This is a genomic window from Pseudomonas sp. 3MA1, assembly GCF_029237275.1.
Lineage (GTDB): Bacteria > Pseudomonadota > Gammaproteobacteria > Pseudomonadales > Pseudomonadaceae > Aquipseudomonas > Aquipseudomonas fluorescens_AP.
In genome coordinates this window covers 562,582-578,130 of the sequence record NZ_JAACFX010000002.1, presented here as the reverse complement: position 1 = coordinate 578,130, position 15,549 = coordinate 562,582, and the positions used below count along the sequence as shown (strand labels likewise).

Here is a 15,549-nt window from a genome sequence, read left to right as displayed (position 1 = left end):
GTCAATAAGGGCCCGGGCCAGCGGGGCTGGCCGGGGCGCGGTAAGGGTCGAGCGGCCTTCCTTAGCCGGTGACCGGGGTCCGCCAGTCATCGGAACCGGAAGTGCCGGAGACTTCGTGGGTCCAGGTGATCTTGCGGTAGGTGAAGTGCACGTCTTCCAGGTGGGTGAAGTGGGCGTTGCCCGGGTCCTGGCAGTTGTGCATGTAGTCCTTGATGTCGACGATGATCGCGTCCTCAAGGGTGGTGGTGTAGTAGTGCTCCTGGGTGCCGGCGGCGGAGGTGCGGTACCACTGGATGACGATCTCGGTCAGGCGCTCGCCCGAGGTCAGCGCCGCCAGCAGCAGCGGCGAAGCCTTGTCGAAGACCTTGGTGATGATCACCGGCTTGTGCACGCGCTGGCCGGTGGGCTGGCCGGACTGCGGATCGCGGGGAATGATCACTTCGTGCTGAAAGCCCTGGACCATGACCTGGTCTTCATGACCTTCCTGGTAGGTGTTGCCCACGGAATCGGCGGTAAAGGCCCCGGCGGTGATCAGCCCCTGTTTGGTGCCGGTGACGGACATATACGCTGGCGTTGCCATGCATGCTCTCCTTGCAAATCACTAAAGAAACCCCGGCCAGACGGCCGTGGGGTGCAGAGGTGAGTACAAGGTCTGTGCCAGCAATTGATTAGTTGCTTTGAATCAATAAGTTACCGAATTTTCAGCGATGGCCGGCGGCGTTTTTCGAGGAAATACCGGGAAAAGTGCGCAACATGTTGCGCAGTGCTGTGCAAGATCTTGCGCACCTTGAATCAGGCCATGCCACAAGGCCATTACCGCGATCTGTGCACAGGCTTATCCACAGATAGCTGCGCAACATGTTGCGCAGTGGCGGGGTTATCCACAGGATTGGCATCCGGCCGCCCTCTGGGTCCACAATGCGCGCCGGACCGGCCAGCCAATGGCCTGAACAGACAATGATGAGAGTCAGCATGGACACACCGATTCGCTCGAACCAGGCACTGCTGGAACAGATCAAGCACGGCCTTGCGCCCGACTACCTGATGTTCTGGGGCCACCAGCCGACCCGCGACGGGCGCCTCTCTCCGAGCTGCTTCAGCCAGTGGTTCGCCGCCGGTTTCGAGCTCGAGGGCATTCACTACCCCAGCGCCGAGCATTTCATGATGGCCGGCAAGGCCCTGCTGTTCGACGACCGGGAAACCCACGGGCGGATCCTCAAGGCGACCACCCCGGCGGACGTCAAACAGTTGGGCCGCGAAGTACGCGGCTTCGATGACGCCCGTTGGTGCGAGGCGCGTTTCGAGATCGTGGTGCAAGGCAACCTGGCCAAGTTCAGCCAGCACCCGGCCCTGGGCGACTACCTGCTGTCCACCCGCGATCAGGTGCTGGTGGAAGCCAGCCCGGTGGACCGGATCTGGGGCATTGGCCTGGCGGCGGACGATGCCAGGGCCAGCCGGCCGGAGCAGTGGCGCGGCCTGAACCTGCTGGGGTATGCCTTGATGGAAGTGCGCGACAGGTTGCGGGGTGCCTGAGGCTCAGCGGCCCTAGAGCTGCAGCCCCGCCCCCACCAGCAACTCCTCCAGCGCCAACAGATCCGGCACCTTGGCCACTTGCTCGGCCACTTGCACCGCGGCCTTTTCCAGGGGCGCCAACGGCACATCGACGTAGCTCAACTGGCTGTCGAGCTTGCAGGAGCGGGGAATGCCCTGCACCAGCAGGGCCATGAACTTCAGTTCCGGACGCCCGCCCAGGGCGTTGAGCACGACGATCCGCGCCCGCTCGCCCAACACCGTCCTGCCACCACAGGCCGACTCGAAACTGATCAGCGCAATCCGCCGCTCGCGCCACAGCACCCGGCCCAGGTACCAGGGCGGCGAATCCAGGTCGAAGGCGCCCTGCTGATAGTCGATCAGCTCGGCCACCGCCACGTTGGGCAGGATCAGGGTGCGGTCCGCCAGGGGCAGCAACAGACCGGTCAGGGTGCTGGCGCGGTGATCAAGCATGGGGCTTGCTCCACAGGGCGATGCTTTCCAGCAGCACCGATTCTTGATAGGGCTTGCCGAGGTAGTCGTTGACCCCGATGGCCATGGCCCGGTCGCGGTGTTTCTGGCCGGTGCGGGAGGTGATCATGATGATCGGCAAGTGCTGCAGGCGCGGGTCGTTGCGCACCTGGATCGCCACTTCGAAACCGTCCATGCGCGGCATCTCGATGTCCAGCAGCATCAGGTCCGGAGTGTGCTCGGCCAGCAGCGTCATGGCGTCGACCCCGTCCTTGGCGGTGAGCACGTTCATGCCATGACGCTCCAGCAGACGGCTGGTGACCTTGCGCACGGTGACCGAGTCGTCCACCACCAGCACCAGCATCGGCCGTGGCGGCTGGGCTTCGGCGGCCACGGCCTCGCCGCTCGGCCCCGGCCGCGGTGCCTGGAGCTGCTGCGCACGGATGTGCGCCAGCAGGTCGAGAATCAGTACCACCCGGCCATCGCCGAGGATGGTCGCCCCGGACAGGCCCTGCACCGCCGCGAACTGCGGCCCCAGGCTCTTGACCACGATCTCCCGGGTGCCGGCCGTGACATCCACCTGCACCGCGATGCGCTGTTCGTTGCAGTGCACCAGCAGCACCGGCAGCGGCAGCACCTGGCCCAGCAGTTTCGGGCGCGGCACGGTGTGCAGCAGCTCCCCGAGGTAGCACAGGTCATAGCCCTGCCCGGCGTATTCGTAACGGGGCGGATCGAGCTGGTAATAGGCGTCCAGCTCACCCGGCAAGACCCGCACGATGCCTTCGACGGTGTTCAGCGGGATCGCGTACTGCTCATCGGCGCACTGCACCATCAATGCCCGGTTGACCGAGACGGTGAACGGCAGACGAATGCGGAAATGCACCCCCTGCCCGGCCACCGAATCAATGCTCATGCTGCCGCCCAGTTGCCGCACCTCCTCGTGCACCACGTCCATGCCCACCCCGCGCCCGGAGATCTGGGTGATCTTCTCGGCGGTGGAAAACCCCGGTTGCATGATGAACTGCAGCACCTCGCGGTCGCTGACCGCGGCTTGCGGATCCAGCAGGCCGCGCTTGATGGCCTTGGCGCGCACGGCTTCCAGGGGCACCCCGGCGCCGTCGTCGCGCATGTCGAAGATGATGTCGCCGCCTTCCCGGGACAGGTCGAGGCTGATCCGCCCCCGGGGCGGCTTGCCCGCAGCGCGGCGCACATCGGCGGCCTCCAGGCCGTGATCCACGGCGTTGCGCAACATGTGCTCCAGGGGCGCGACCATGCGTTCGAGCACGTTGCGGTCCATTTCCCCTTCGGCGTTGCCCACCACGAACTCCACGTCCTTGCCCAGCTCTTCGGCCACCTGACGCACGATGCGCTTGAGCCGGGGCACCATGCGCTCGAAGGGCACCATGCGCGTGCGCATCAGGCCTTCCTGCAATTGGGTGTTGATCCGTCCCTGCTGCTGCAACAGGTTCTCGGCGTCGTGATTGCGCCGGTCGAGGGTTTCCTTGAGGTCCAGCAGGTCCGAGGCGGATTCGAACAGGGCCCGGGACAACTGCTGCAACTGCGAATGCCGATCCATTTCCAGCGGGTCGAATTCCTCGTAGCCCAGGCGCTCGGCCTCCACTTGCTGACGGCTGAGGATGCGCCCCTGGGTTTCCGTATCCAGGCGCCGCAGCTGGTCACGCATGCGCTCGATGGTGGTTTCCATCTCGCCGAGGGCCACCCGGGCATCGTTGACCTGCTGTTCGATGCGGCCCCGAAAGATCGAGGTTTCCCCGGCCAGGTTCACCAGATCGTCCAGCAGTTCCGCCGACACCTTGACCATGTCGCCCGCCACCGCGATCTCCGCGGCGGGGGCCGCCGGCTCGGGCTTGTTCGTCGGCAACGGCGCTGGCGCCCCGGGCAGCGACGGCACGCGCGGATGGCTCAGGTCGTGGATTGCCTCGATCAGCTTCTGCGCCGGCTCGATGGGTTGCCCGGCGCGAGCCGCATCAAGCATCTGCGCCAGGCGGTCGTGGCTTTTCTGCAGCAGGGTGAACAACGCCGGGCTGGGTTGCAGCAGGCCGGCGGACAAGCCTTCAAAGAGAAACTCCAGCTCGTGGGCCAGATCGCCAATCGGGGCGATTTCCACCATTCGCGCCCCGCCCTTGAGGGTGTGCAGGTCCCGCAGCAGGGTTTCCACCTCCTGGCGCGCCTGGGGATCGGCCTGCCAGCGCGCCAGGGCCGCGGCGGAACTGTCGATGATGTCGAAGCCTTCTTCAAGGAAGATCTCCAGCAGCTCCGGATCCTGGGCCGCGCTGTCCTGGGAGGACGCGTTCTCGACAGTCTCGGCGGGGCTGGCCGCCTGCTGCCGGTAGGCGCGCACGGCTTCGACCTGGGCCCGGGAATCGTCCAGGGGCCGCGCCGCCTGCAGTTGCTCCAGCAGCAACGCCAGTTGCTCATGACTGCCGCGCAACAGCAGGCCCAGGTGCTGGCTGTGGCTGTAGCGCCGGTCCACCAGGCCCTCGTACAGCGCCTCCAGCTCCTGGGCCAGCTCCGCCACCGGCGTCACTTCGGCCATGCGCGCGCCACCCTTGAGGGTGTGCAGGTCCCGTTGCAGGGAGAACAGCGGCGCGCCGTTTTCCGGGTCCGCCAACCAGCGTTGCAGGGCCTGATCGGCGCTGTCGAGGAGGTCCACCGCTTCTTCGAGGAAGATCTCGACGATCTCCGCGTCTGCGTCACCCTGCCCCGGCGCCTGCTCCAGGCGCGCGGTGGCCGCCCCCAGTTCACTGATGCTCAAGGCTCGACTGCCATCGCTCTTGATCAGGCCGGTGGCGCCCGGATCAAGACCTTCGTGCAGCAAATCGCGCAGGGCCCGGACCCGCTCCGCACAGGGGCTGACTTCCTGGCCCGCGGCCAGCTCGTCGAGCATGTTGAGCAAGGCCTCATGGGCGCTTTCGGCCTCGTGGAAGAAGCGCTCGCTGACCGCCAGACTGCTCTCCTCCACCGCGCCGTAGAGATCGAGCAGGGCTTCGCAGAGTTCATCCACCGGGTGCAGGTCGGCCAGGTGCGCGCCCTCACCGAGGGTGGTCAGTTCGTCCAGCAGGGCGCTGAGTTCCTGGCGCTCGCCGGGGTGCTGCTGCCAGCGCCGCAGCAGGCTTTCGGCGTCCAGCAGGATGTCCATGCCCTGGGCCAGGAAATTGGTGATCAAGTGCGGATCGCGCTTGGCCCGAGGCGCAGCGTCCGGGGCGTCGAGCAGGCTGTCCAGGCGTTCGCCGAGCAGGGCCAGGGCGCGCCCCGCCAGTGAACGGGCACCGTCGATGGGCGCCAGCGGATCGCTGTCCAGTTGCCGCAACCCGCGGCGCAACAGGCCCTCGGCTTCCAGCAGCAGCTCGACTTCGTCCAGGTCCAGGGGAATCAGGTGGGCCCGGTATTCCCGGGCCAGTTGGTCGAAGGGCCCGGCCAGCTCGGCCATCGGCAGTACCCCGGCCATGGAGGCGCTGCCCTTGAGGGTGTGCAGGGCCCGCTGCAGTTCATCGCTGGCCTGCAGCGGCAGGTGCTCGGCGGCCCGTTCGAGAAAACGCTGAATGCTGTCCAGGTGGGTCTGGGCTTCGGCGCGGAAGATCTCCAGCAACTGCGGGTCCAGGGCCTGGCTTTGAGGGGCGGCGCCGCTGTCGGCACCCTTGGCCAGGGCATGGGCACGGGCGGCCAGGCGGTCGACATCATCGCGCTGGCGCTGGGCCCGGGCGGCGAATTCGCCGATCAGCTCCGGCAGCAGTTGCAGGGTGTCGGCCACCAGTTGCCGGACTTCGGCGCTGGGGGCAACGCTGTGCTCCAGCACCCGGTTGAGCAGGTTTTCCACGGCCCAGGCCAGTTCCCCCAGGACCAGGGCACGCACCATGCGCCCACTGCCCTTGAGGGTGTGAAAGGCTCGACGCAGTTCGCTCAGGGCGGCCTGGCCCTGGGGCTCGGCCGTCCAGCGCGGCAGGTACTCGCGGAGCATGTCGAGCACTTCCTCGGTTTCTTCGAGGAAGACTTCCCGCAGTTCGTCGTCGACCGGCTCTTCGTCCACCGGCGGCGGCAGCAGGCTGCCGGGAGTGATCAGGGCCGGCGGGTTGAGGGCCGACACCGGGGTCGCCAGCGCATCGGCCAGCGACTGCGCGCCCTGCGGATCACTGCCCTCCCGGGAGCTCTGCGCCAGCTGCGCCTCGCTGGGGTTCAAGGGCTGATCCGCCAGAGGCGATCGCGCCAGCGGTGCATGGCCGAGAGCCGCCAGCCCCTGTTCGGCCACATCGAGAAGCTTCTCGCCCGACGCTTGGTGGTCCTCGCTCAAGCGCTCCAGGTAGTACTCAAGGCTGGTGATCACGTCCGCCAGGTGGTCCAGTTGCCGCCAGTCCGGCCGGGACGAGTCCTGCAGCAGCTGTTCAGTGATAAAGCGATTGCAGGCTTCCATCAGGCTGGCGGCCCGGGGCAGCGGGATCATCGCCAGCGCGCCGCGCACCTGGGTCAGCAGCTCGGGCACCGACACCAGTTGCTCGCGCTCCCAGTCGGCCTCGATGCACTCGCCGATCAGGTCCTTGGCCTGACGCAGGCAGACCAGGGCTTCCTGGATCACCAACTGATGGATCTGGGTCAGGTCGGTGGTGGGCAGGCGGCTGTCCTCGGGACTTTCCGGCTCCACGGTGCCGACCATCCCGGCCAGGGTCGCCTCGACATACAACAAGGCCCCGGCCACATCCATCAGCACCGCGTCGTCCGGCGCGCGCTGGCCCTGGACCAGGCTCTGGACCACCGCCAACTGGTCGATGATCACCTTGCGTGGCTGGCCAAAACCCAGCACCGCCAGGGTGTCGGCAATCTGCCGCAGGGGAGACAACAGGCTGTCCAGGTCGCCGGTGTGCTGGCGGTCGCTGCGCACGAACAGGTCGAGGCGCTCCTTGACCCGCACCAGGCCATCGCACACCGCGGTCAGCACCGAGCGCATGGCATCGCGGTCGGGCCCGGCCAACCGCGCCCGCTCTTCGTCCACCACCGCGCTGTCGGGCAGCGCGTCGTCCAGTCCGTAACGTTCTTTCATGGTCAGCATCAATGGGGTGGGATGGCGCGCCTTGGCGATGTAGAACAACAGGCTCTTGAGCAGCTCGTCGGGGGCGGCCTGATTGATCCCGGGCATGCCCTGGTCCAGCAGGCGCTTGAGTTCCTTGTCGGCGTCCTTGAGCAGGCTGCGCACCGCCGGGCTGTTGGCGATCACGCCCTGGCGCATGCCTTCGACCAGGGCCGAGGCGATGTGCCACAAGGGCGCCAGCGGCGCGTCCTGGCACAGCGCCTCCAGGCGCTCGAAGACCTTGGCCATGTGGCCCAGGCATTGATCGGCGTCCTGCTCGCGCAGCAGGTCCACCAGCGCGGTTTGCAGCAGGTGCCGCAGCTTGCGCATCTGGGTGGGAAACTCCAGGGGCTCCAGGGCCGCCAGGGCCTTGTCGGACAGCGCCGGCAGGCTCGGCAGCTGCGGGCTGAACAGGCTGGTTTCCGAGAGCAGGCTTTCGCCCCGGGCACTGCGCAGGTCGTTGAGCAGCGGCAGCACCACCAGGGGCAGGTCGCGACGGGCGCTCTGCACCCGGTCCAGGTACTGGGGCAGCTGGCCGATGGCCTGGCGCAGCAGGCGCAGGGCTTCGTCGCGCTGGGCCACGCGGTTCTGCTGCAGGGCCAGGGCGAGCTTTTCCATTTCCTCGGCCAGCAGCGCGGCGCCGTAGAACTCCACCATCTGCAGGCTGCCATGGACCTGATGGATCCCCGCCAGGCACTGGCCGAGGGCGTCCGGGTCCTGGGGATCATCCGCCAGGTGCTCCAACGCCTGATGCGCCTGCTTCAAGGTTTCGGCAATTTCGCCCTTGACCCATTCCAGGGCCACATAGTCATGCCGGTCCACCATCACCACTCCCGTCAAGGCCTTGCGTCAGCGATTGTCATTCGGGGCCGGGGCCCGGGTGGCCGGCAAAGTGAAGCCGGACACCGAGCGGCGCAGTTGGCTGGCCATTTTCGCCAGGTTGCCGATGCTCTCGGCGGTCGCGGTGGAACCGGACGAGGTTTGCGAGGTGATCTGCTGGATCACGTTCATGGTCAGGGAGATCTGCCCGGCCGAGGAGGTCTGCTGCTGGGCCGCGTTGGAAATGCTCTGGATCAGCGCCGCCAGGGTCTTGGACACGCCTTCGATCTCCTCCAGGGCCACCCCCGCGTCCTGGGCCAGACGCGCGCCGCGCACCACTTCGGTGGTGGTCTGCTCCATGGAGATCACCGCTTCGTTGGTGTCGGTCTGGATCGCCCGCACCAGGGTCTCGATCTGCCGGGTGGCGGCCGAGGAGCGCTCCGCCAGCCGCTGCACCTCGTCGGCCACCACGGCAAAACCGCGCCCGGCATCACCGGCCATGGAAGCCTGGATCGCCGCGTTGAGGGCCAGGATGTTGGTCTGGTCGGCGATGTCGTCGATCAGGCTGACAATGTCGCCGATTTCCTGGGACGACTCGCCCAGGCGCTTGATGCGCTTGGCGGTGTCCTGAATCTGTTCGCGGATGTTGTCCATGCCGTGGATGGTGTTGTGCACCACCTCGTTGCCCTTGTTGGCGATCTCCACCGAACGCTCGGCCACCGCCGACGACTCGGCGGCGTTGGCCGACACCTGGTCGATGGACTGGGCCATCTCGTTGATCGCCATGGAGGCTTCGGAAATCTGCTGGGCCTGGTGCTCCGACGCTTCGGCCAACTGCATCGCGGTGGCCTGGGTTTCCTGCACCGCGCCGGCCACCTGACCCGCCGTGAGGTTGATGGTGGCCACCAGGTCGCGCAGCTGGTCCACGGAGTAGTTGATGGAGTCGGCGATGGTCCCGGTGAAGTCTTCGGTGACCGAGGCGGTGACCGTCAGGTCGCCATCGGCCAGGTCCTCGATCTCGTCCAGCAGGCGCATGATCGCGTTCTGGTTGCGCTCGTTCTTCTCGGCGGTTTCCCGCAGCTGGCGGTTGGTTTCGCGGACCATCACCAGGCCGATGAGGATGATCGAGGCCAGGGCCAGCAGGCCCAGGACATAACCGCCGATGGTGTCCAGCTTGCGGCTGCCGGCCAGGTTCTCGAAGCCGGTGGCCAGCAGCGAGGCTTCGTCCAGCAGGGTCTGGGACAGGCTGAAGATGTTGCTCGCCGATTCCCGGACCTGGAACAGCTCGGGAGAGGTTTCGAGGATCTCGTCCACGGAACCGGAGACGAACTCGAACAATTCGGAAATTTCCGCCAGCCGGGCCCTGGCGTCCGGGTCTTCGACCTGGCTGATCTTCAAGCCGGGGTTGCCCTGCAGCATGCCGTTGAGGACCAGGCCAAAGCGCGCGGCATCACGGCCAAAGGCGTCGGCGGCCTGGACCGCATTTTCGTCGCCGGCCAGCACCGTGTTCACCGCCCCGAGAATCCGCTCGGCCAGCAGCGACTGGCGCTGGGCCATGGCCACCTGGGCGGCCGGAGCGCCGCGCTGCAGCAGGATCTCCACCACCTTCTCGTATTCCACCTGCAGCTGGGGCACGGTTTCCGCCAGGGTCGCCGCCACTTGATGCAGGGACAGCACCGTCTGCTCGCTGCCGAGGATGACGTCGGCGTTCTTCAGCAGTTTTTCCCAGTCCAGTTGCACCGCGCGCATTTCCTGGCGCAGCACCACCGGTGCCCCGGGCAGGCCGGTGGCCGGGTCGCCCTTCTTCAGGTAGCTCCAGCGCTGGGCAAAGTCGTTGCGCGCATCCCCCAGCAGCTTGAACGCCGCGGCCTTGCCGGCCGCCGCTTCGGTGGCGTTCTTGGCGATGCGCTGGGACAGCACCCGCAGCTCGCCGGCGTGGCCGATGTACTGCTTGTCGTAGGTGGCCTGGGTGTTCAGGTACGCGAAGTTGGCGAACAGCAGCATGATGAACACGATCAGTGCGATGAACAGCACGATGATCTGCGAGCGACTGCGGGAGCCTTCCAGGGGCTTGCCGGTTTTGGCTTTGGTCATCGATCAGGCCTGTGGCGAGCGGGCGATCCCGCTTTCAGGAGCCCGGGGCGCATGCAACGCTCGGGCAGCATGGATGGAACCAGGGCAGCACGGGCTGGCCGTGGTACAGCGAACGCAGGGCAAGCAGGACCGGGCGAGGCTCACGCCGCCACCTCCAGGAACGCCGGCGAGCGGGCCAGGGCGAAGGGGCTGAAGACCTGCCAGAGCTGCTCGCTGCGAAACTGCCCCTGCAGGTAGGGGTTGATCGCCGCAATGGCAAAGTCGCCGGGGCCCGGCTCCAGACTGTCCTGGGCAAAATGCTTGAGGCCCGCCACTTCATCCACCAGCAGGCCGGCGAACAGCTCCTTGTACTCCACCACCAGCACCCGCCGCTGCTTGCGCAGGGGCGAGAGCTCATGACCGAAGAAGGCGCACAGGTCCATGATCGGCAGCAGCCGCCCGCGCAGGTTGGCCACACCCTTGACCCAGGGCTTGACCCCGGGCAGCAGGGTGTAGCGCGGCTCGTGCAGCACTTCGCTGATTTCGCCCATGGCCGCCACGTACCAATGCTCCCCGAGGCGGAAGCCGATGCCGCTCCAGCCGTGCTGGCGGGTTTCCTGGGACGGCAGGTCGGCGGCCAGCAGGCGGCAGCGCTGGTCGATTTCCAGCAGCAGCTCGAAGGCGGTCTGGGTTTCGCTCATGGCCGGGCGATCAGCCGGCCAGGACGCTGTTCAGGGTCTTGATCAGGGTCTCTTCGTCCACCGGCTTGGTCAGGTAGTCCTTGGCGCCCTGGCGGGTGCCCCAGACCTTGTCGGTTTCCTGATCCTTGGTGGTGATGATGATCACCGGGATATGGCTGGTCTCGGCGTCCTTGGTCAACTGGCGGGTGGCCTGGAAGCCGTTGAGGCCGGGCATGACGATGTCCATCAGCACCGCATCGGGCTTTTCTTCCCGGGCCAGGGCCACGCCGTCGGCGCCGTTTTCGGCCTTGAGCACTTCATGGCCGTGCTTTTCCAGCATGCCGGTGAGTTTGTACATTTCAGTCGGCGAGTCATCGACGATCAGAATACGAGCCATGGTCTTCCCCATACGGTATGGGCGCGCGGCCCACGGGCCGGGCGCCATTGTGCGTGTCTACTGTGGCGCAAGCGCGACAAAGTCCGGAACGTGGGCCTTGATTGCGCTCAGCAGTTCTTCCTTGCTGAAGGGTTTGGTCAAAAACTGGTCGGAGCCGACGATGCGCCCCTTGGCCTTGTCGAACAGGCCATCCTTGGAGGACAGCATGATCACGGGGATGGACTTGAACGCGCTGTGGTTCTTCACCAGCGCACAGGTCTGATAGCCGTCGAGCCGCGGCATCATGATGTCGACGAAGATGATGCCGGGATGATGATCGACGATCTTGGCCAGGGCCTCGAAACCGTCCACGGCGGTAATGACCTCGCAGCCGACGTTCTTCAACAGCATTTCGGCCGTGCGGCGAATCGTCTTCGAATCGTCGATCACCATCACCTTCAAGGCGTTGGAATGCTGTTCCATATCTGCTCTGCCATCGCCCCAGCGAATGATTTGATCCGGTACCGCCGGCCAACGCCCCAAACCCTTGAACTTCAAGGCCTCGGCCCGGCCTGCGAGCCTTTTTAGCACACTCTCCCCCCTGCAATCTATGGACCATGCCAGGCAGTGGTTTTTCCTTGACCCAGGCCCCTGTCAGCGCCACTCTGACGCCACTTTTTTTGCCTTGCTCCCACTCATTTTTTTAAGGAATCCACCCATGAGCGTTCGCGTCGGGATTGTCATGGACCCTATCGCCAGCATCTCCTACAAGAAGGACAGCTCGCTGGCCATGCTGCTGGCCGCCCAGGAGCGCGGCTGGACCCTCTTCTATATGGAGCAGCGCGACCTGTACCAGGGCGCCGGCGTGGCGCGGGCGCGCATGCGGCCGCTGCAGGTGTTCGCCAACCCGGAGAAATGGTTCGAGCTGGACGCCGAGATCGACTGCCCGCTGAGCGATCTGGACGTGATCCTGATGCGCAAGGACCCGCCGTTCGACATGGAGTTCGTCTACTCCACCTACCTGCTGGAACAGGCCGAAAGCGCCGGCGTGCTGGTGGTCAACAAGCCCCAGAGCCTGCGCGACTGCAATGAAAAGCTGTTCGCCACCCTGTTCCCGCAATGCACCCCGCCGACCGTGGTCAGCCGCCGCGCCGATGTATTGCGCGAGTTCGCCGCCGAGCATGGCGATGTGATCCTCAAGCCCCTGGACGGCATGGGCGGCACCTCGATCTTCCGTCACCGCGCCGGCGACCCGAACCTGTCGGTGATCCTCGAAACCCTGACCGTGCTCGGCAGCCAGCAGATCATGGCCCAGGCCTACCTGCCGGCGATCAAGGACGGCGACAAGCGCATCCTGATGATCGATGGCGAACCGGTGGACTACTGCCTGGCGCGCATCCCCGCCGCCGGTGAAACCCGAGGCAACCTGGCCGCCGGCGGTCGTGGCGAAGCCCGTCCACTGAGCGACAAGGACCGCTGGATCGCCGCCCAGGTCGGCCCGACCCTGCGGGCCAAGGGCCTGCTGTTCGTCGGCCTCGATGTGATTGGCGAGCACCTGACGGAAATCAACGTCACCAGCCCCACCTGCATCCGTGAGATCGACAACGCCTTCGGCACCCAGATCGGCGCGCGGCTGATGGATGCCATCGAACGCAAGCTGCAAGCCGCCCGCAACAAGCCGCAAGCTTGATCTGCGTCATCTGCAGCTTGTCGCTTGAAGCTTGGCACTCAAGGCTTGAAACCAACATTGCGTTATCATGCGCCGCCTGTGAAAACGTGATGTTGGTTGTGTGATGCCTGCCGTGATGTCGAACCGCCCATGAGCCTGCCGTCCGATCTGCCCCCCGAGCTAGCCCATGGCGGCGTGCGCGCGGCCGATCGCCTGGGATTTACCCTGTTCCTGGCGGCGCTGCTGCACCTGGCGCTGATCCTCGGCCTGGGTTTTTCCTTCGCCGAACCCCAGACCATCAGCAAGACCCTGGAAATCACCCTGGCCACCTTCAAGAGCGAGACCAAGCCGAAGAAGGCTGACTTTCTCGCCCAGGAGCACCAGGAAGGCAGCGGCACCCTGGACAAGAAGGCCATTCCGAAAACCACCGAAGTGGCGCCGTTCCAGGACAATTCGGTGAAAAAGGTCGTGCCTCCGCCGTCGGTCAAGCCCGAGGTCAAGGAAGCCGCGCCCAAGGCGGCCGTGGCCACCACCGCGCCGAAACCGAAAAAAACCGTGACCCAGCGCGAAGAGGTCAAGAAAGACCCGACGCCCAAGGCCGACACCCCGACATTCGACAGCTCCCAGCTGTCCAGCGAGATTTCCAGCCTGGAAGCCGAACTGGCCAACGAACAACAGCTGTACGCCAAGCGCCCGCGCATCCACCGCCTGAGCGCCGCCTCCACCATGCGCGACAAGGGCGCCTGGTATAAGGACGAGTGGCGCAAGAAGGTCGAGCGCATCGGCAACCTCAACTACCCCGAGGAGGCCCGGCGCAAGCAGATCTACGGCAACTTGCGGCTGATGGTTTCGATCAACCGCGACGGCTCGCTGTATGAAGTGCTGGTGCTGGAATCCTCCGGCCAGCCGCTGCTGGACCAGGCAGCCCAGCGCATCGTGCGCCTGGCCGCGCCGTTCGCGCCCTTCACCGGCGACCTGGCGGACATCGACCGCCTGGAAATCATCCGCACCTGGCGCTTCGCCCGGGGCGACAAGCTGTCGAGCAACTGACCCGCCTCCGCGGGCAAGAGCCCATCTCCCATAGGAGCCGGCTTGCCGGCGAAAAGGCCCGCCCAGCGCAAACCCCAACGACACCTTCGCCGATAAGCCGGCACCCACCGGGTGACGCTTGTCAGCCGGGCCCGCCACCGCCACACTAGCGCTCATGAAAAATGTCAGCCCAAGCTATCTCAAGCATCACTTCCTGATCGCCATGCCCCATATGGCCGACCCGAACTTTGCGCAGACCTTGACCTACATCGTCGAGCACAACGCCGGTGGCGCCATGGGCCTGGTGATCAACCGGCCCCAGGACCTGAACCTGGCGGATATCCTCGAACAACTGCGCCCCGACGAAGAACCGCCGCTGCTGTGCCAGCACGTGCCGATCTTCAGCGGCGGCCCGGTGCAGACCGATCGCGGCTTCGTCCTGCACCCCAGCGGCCCGGTCTACCAGGCCACGGTGGAGCTCGAAGGGCTGTCCCTGTCCACCTCCCAGGATGTGCTGTTCGCCATCGCCGACGGCGTCGGCCCGGCCAAGAGCCTGATCGCCCTGGGCTACGCCGGCTGGGAAGCCGGGCAACTGGAAGCCGAGCTGGCGGACAACGCCTGGCTGACCTGCCCCTTCGACGCCGACATCCTGTTCAACACCAGCAGCGAATTGCGCCTGGAAGCCGCCGCCCGGCACCTGGGGGTCAACCTCAGCCTGCTCACCAGCCAGGCGGGCCACGCCTGATGGCCTTGCGACTGATCCTCGGCTTCGACTACGGCACCAAGCAGATCGGCGTCGCCGTGGGCCAGGCCATCACCGGCCAGGCCCGCGAGCTGTGCACCCTCAAGGCGCAGAACGGCGTGCCGGACTGGAATCAGGTGGAGGCGCTGATCAAGGAGTGGAAACCCGACGCCGTGGTGGTGGGCCTGCCCCTGAACATGGACGGCAGCCCCAGCGACATGTGCGTGCGCGCCGAGAAGTTCGCCCGGCGCCTGAACGGCCGCTTCAATGTGCCCTTCTATACCCACGATGAACGCCTGACCACCTTCGAGGCCAAGGGCGAGCGCCTGGCCCGGGGCGGGCAGAAAGGCAGTTACCGCGACAACCCGGTGGACGCCATCGCCGCGGCCCTGCTGCTGCAGGGCTGGCTCGATGAAAACGCCACGCTGTTGAATACCTGATATCCCGAATCCTGAAGATGCGCGGCCCCGGGCTGCGCGCCTCCTGGCCCAACACCAGCCGTAAGTTCCCGTGCCCTGCTGCCCGGCAGCAGGCGCGAGCCCACGAAGGAGCCACCATGAGCCTGCCCAATCCCGCCGCCCTGATCAGCCAGATGGCCACTGATCTCAACGCCTACCTGACCCAGCGCGCCATCAGCGAGCCACGCTTCATCGGTATCCGCACCGGTGGCGTCTGGGTGGCCCAGGCCCTGCTGGAAGCCCTGGGCAGCGACGCGCCCCTGGGCACCCTGGACGTGTCCTTCTATCGCGACGACTTCAGCCAGAACGGCCTGCATCCGCAGGTGCGGCCTTCGGAGCTGCCGTTCGAGATCGAAGGCCAACACCTGGTGCTGATCGACGACGTGCTGATGAGCGGCCGCACCGTGCGCGCGGCCCTCAATGAGCTGTTCGACTACGGCCGCCCGGCCAGCGTGACCCTGGTCTGCCTGCTGGACCTGAACGCCGCCGAGCTGCCGATTCGTCCGAATGTGGTGGGCGCGACCCTGTCGCTGGCCGCCCACGAGCGGGTAAAATTGTCCGGTCCTGCGCCGCTTCAACTCGAGCTCCAAGACCTCGCCCTCTAACTCGCCCTTTTAAGAGT

General features: G+C 66.2%; 13 protein-coding genes. 6 read left to right on the top strand and 7 right to left on the bottom strand.

Annotation, left to right across the window (positions count from 1 at the left end; genetic code table 11):
- Positions 1 to 61 precede the first annotated feature (61 nt).
- Complete coding sequence (locus tag GWQ44_RS07820) at positions 62 to 580, bottom strand: Hcp family type VI secretion system effector (protein ID WP_047305413.1); 519 nt, start codon at positions 578 to 580, stop codon at positions 62 to 64.
- A 392-nt stretch (positions 581 to 972) separates the two neighbouring features.
- On the opposite strand from GWQ44_RS07820, the gene GWQ44_RS07815 reads away from it, so the two are divergent.
- A complete protein-coding gene (locus tag GWQ44_RS07815) occupies positions 973 to 1,533 on the top strand; it encodes an NADAR family protein (protein WP_047306484.1) in 561 nt (186 codons plus the stop codon).
- A gap of 12 nt (positions 1,534 to 1,545) precedes the next feature.
- Here the strand turns inward: GWQ44_RS07815 and GWQ44_RS07810 are convergent, their stop codons facing one another.
- From GWQ44_RS07810 to pilG, 6 genes are all read right to left on the bottom strand, one after another.
- Positions 1,546 to 2,004 carry a chemotaxis protein CheW gene (locus GWQ44_RS07810; RefSeq protein WP_016968542.1) on the bottom strand — a complete coding sequence of 153 codons (459 nt, stop codon included), beginning with the start codon at positions 2,002 to 2,004 and terminating at the stop codon, positions 1,546 to 1,548.
- Positions 1,997 to 7,906 (bottom strand): Hpt domain-containing protein, encoded by a 5,910-nt coding sequence (locus tag GWQ44_RS07805; protein WP_275926980.1) that lies wholly within the window; start codon positions 7,904 to 7,906, stop codon positions 1,997 to 1,999. The genes GWQ44_RS07810 and GWQ44_RS07805 overlap by 8 nt, the downstream gene beginning before the upstream one ends.
- A gap of 24 nt (positions 7,907 to 7,930) precedes the next feature.
- Positions 7,931 to 9,994: a methyl-accepting chemotaxis protein gene (locus tag GWQ44_RS07800; protein WP_253163859.1), complete on the bottom strand. Its 2,064-nt coding sequence runs from the start codon at positions 9,992 to 9,994 to the stop codon at positions 7,931 to 7,933.
- 140 nt (positions 9,995 to 10,134) lie between these two features.
- Positions 10,135 to 10,674, bottom strand: coding sequence for a chemotaxis protein CheW (locus GWQ44_RS07795; RefSeq protein ID WP_016964936.1), 540 nt, complete (start codon positions 10,672 to 10,674; stop codon positions 10,135 to 10,137).
- Positions 10,675 to 10,684: 10 nt separating this feature from the next.
- Complete coding sequence (pilH, locus tag GWQ44_RS07790; RefSeq protein WP_042941009.1) at positions 10,685 to 11,050, bottom strand: twitching motility response regulator PilH; 366 nt, start codon at positions 11,048 to 11,050, stop codon at positions 10,685 to 10,687.
- 57 nt (positions 11,051 to 11,107) lie between these two features.
- Positions 11,108 to 11,512: a twitching motility response regulator PilG gene (pilG, locus tag GWQ44_RS07785; protein WP_016964938.1), complete on the bottom strand. Its 405-nt coding sequence runs from the start codon at positions 11,510 to 11,512 to the stop codon at positions 11,108 to 11,110.
- Between the two features lie 235 nt (positions 11,513 to 11,747).
- Between pilG and gshB the strand changes: the two genes are divergently transcribed.
- The 5 genes from gshB to pyrR all read left to right on the top strand — a co-directional run bounded on the left by gshB (position 11,748) and on the right by pyrR (position 15,532).
- Positions 11,748 to 12,719: a glutathione synthase gene (gene gshB, locus GWQ44_RS07780; protein ID WP_016964939.1), complete on the top strand. Its 972-nt coding sequence runs from the start codon at positions 11,748 to 11,750 to the stop codon at positions 12,717 to 12,719.
- A 129-nt stretch (positions 12,720 to 12,848) separates the two neighbouring features.
- Positions 12,849 to 13,748 (top strand): energy transducer TonB, encoded by a 900-nt coding sequence (locus GWQ44_RS07775; RefSeq protein WP_047306488.1) that lies wholly within the window; start codon positions 12,849 to 12,851, stop codon positions 13,746 to 13,748.
- 154 nt (positions 13,749 to 13,902) lie between these two features.
- Positions 13,903 to 14,472, top strand: coding sequence for a YqgE/AlgH family protein (locus GWQ44_RS07770; RefSeq protein ID WP_275926979.1), 570 nt, complete (start codon positions 13,903 to 13,905; stop codon positions 14,470 to 14,472).
- Positions 14,472 to 14,909: a Holliday junction resolvase RuvX gene (ruvX, locus tag GWQ44_RS07765; protein ID WP_016964942.1), complete on the top strand. Its 438-nt coding sequence runs from the start codon at positions 14,472 to 14,474 to the stop codon at positions 14,907 to 14,909. Before GWQ44_RS07770 ends, ruvX begins: the two co-directional genes overlap by 1 nt.
- A gap of 116 nt (positions 14,910 to 15,025) precedes the next feature.
- A complete protein-coding gene (gene pyrR, locus GWQ44_RS07760) occupies positions 15,026 to 15,532 on the top strand; it encodes a bifunctional pyr operon transcriptional regulator/uracil phosphoribosyltransferase PyrR (protein WP_016964943.1) in 507 nt (168 codons plus the stop codon).
- Positions 15,533 to 15,549: the final 17 nt, after the last annotated feature.

What these genes read in the sequence shown, in the direction of transcription:
- ruvX (WP_016964942.1), top strand. Translation starts at nt 14,472, where the DNA reads ATGGCCTTGCGACTGATCCTCGGCTTCGACTACGGCACCAAGCAGATC.
- GWQ44_RS07800 (WP_253163859.1), bottom strand. Translation starts at nt 9,994, where the DNA reads ATGACCAAAGCCAAAACCGGCAAGCCCCTGGAAGGCTCCCGCAGTCGC.
- GWQ44_RS07810 (WP_016968542.1), bottom strand. Translation starts at nt 2,004, where the DNA reads ATGCTTGATCACCGCGCCAGCACCCTGACCGGTCTGTTGCTGCCCCTG.
- GWQ44_RS07815 (WP_047306484.1), top strand. Translation starts at nt 973, where the DNA reads ATGGACACACCGATTCGCTCGAACCAGGCACTGCTGGAACAGATCAAG.
- GWQ44_RS07820 (WP_047305413.1), bottom strand. Translation starts at nt 580, where the DNA reads ATGGCAACGCCAGCGTATATGTCCGTCACCGGCACCAAACAGGGGCTG.
- pyrR (WP_016964943.1), top strand. Translation starts at nt 15,026, where the DNA reads ATGAGCCTGCCCAATCCCGCCGCCCTGATCAGCCAGATGGCCACTGAT.
- GWQ44_RS07775 (WP_047306488.1), top strand. Translation starts at nt 12,849, where the DNA reads ATGAGCCTGCCGTCCGATCTGCCCCCCGAGCTAGCCCATGGCGGCGTG.
- GWQ44_RS07805 (WP_275926980.1), bottom strand. Translation starts at nt 7,906, where the DNA reads ATGGTGGACCGGCATGACTATGTGGCCCTGGAATGGGTCAAGGGCGAA.
- pilH (WP_042941009.1), bottom strand. Translation starts at nt 11,050, where the DNA reads ATGGCTCGTATTCTGATCGTCGATGACTCGCCGACTGAAATGTACAAA.
- GWQ44_RS07770 (WP_275926979.1), top strand. Translation starts at nt 13,903, where the DNA reads ATGAAAAATGTCAGCCCAAGCTATCTCAAGCATCACTTCCTGATCGCC.
- gshB (WP_016964939.1), top strand. Translation starts at nt 11,748, where the DNA reads ATGAGCGTTCGCGTCGGGATTGTCATGGACCCTATCGCCAGCATCTCC.
- GWQ44_RS07795 (WP_016964936.1), bottom strand. Translation starts at nt 10,674, where the DNA reads ATGAGCGAAACCCAGACCGCCTTCGAGCTGCTGCTGGAAATCGACCAG.
- pilG (WP_016964938.1), bottom strand. Translation starts at nt 11,512, where the DNA reads ATGGAACAGCATTCCAACGCCTTGAAGGTGATGGTGATCGACGATTCG.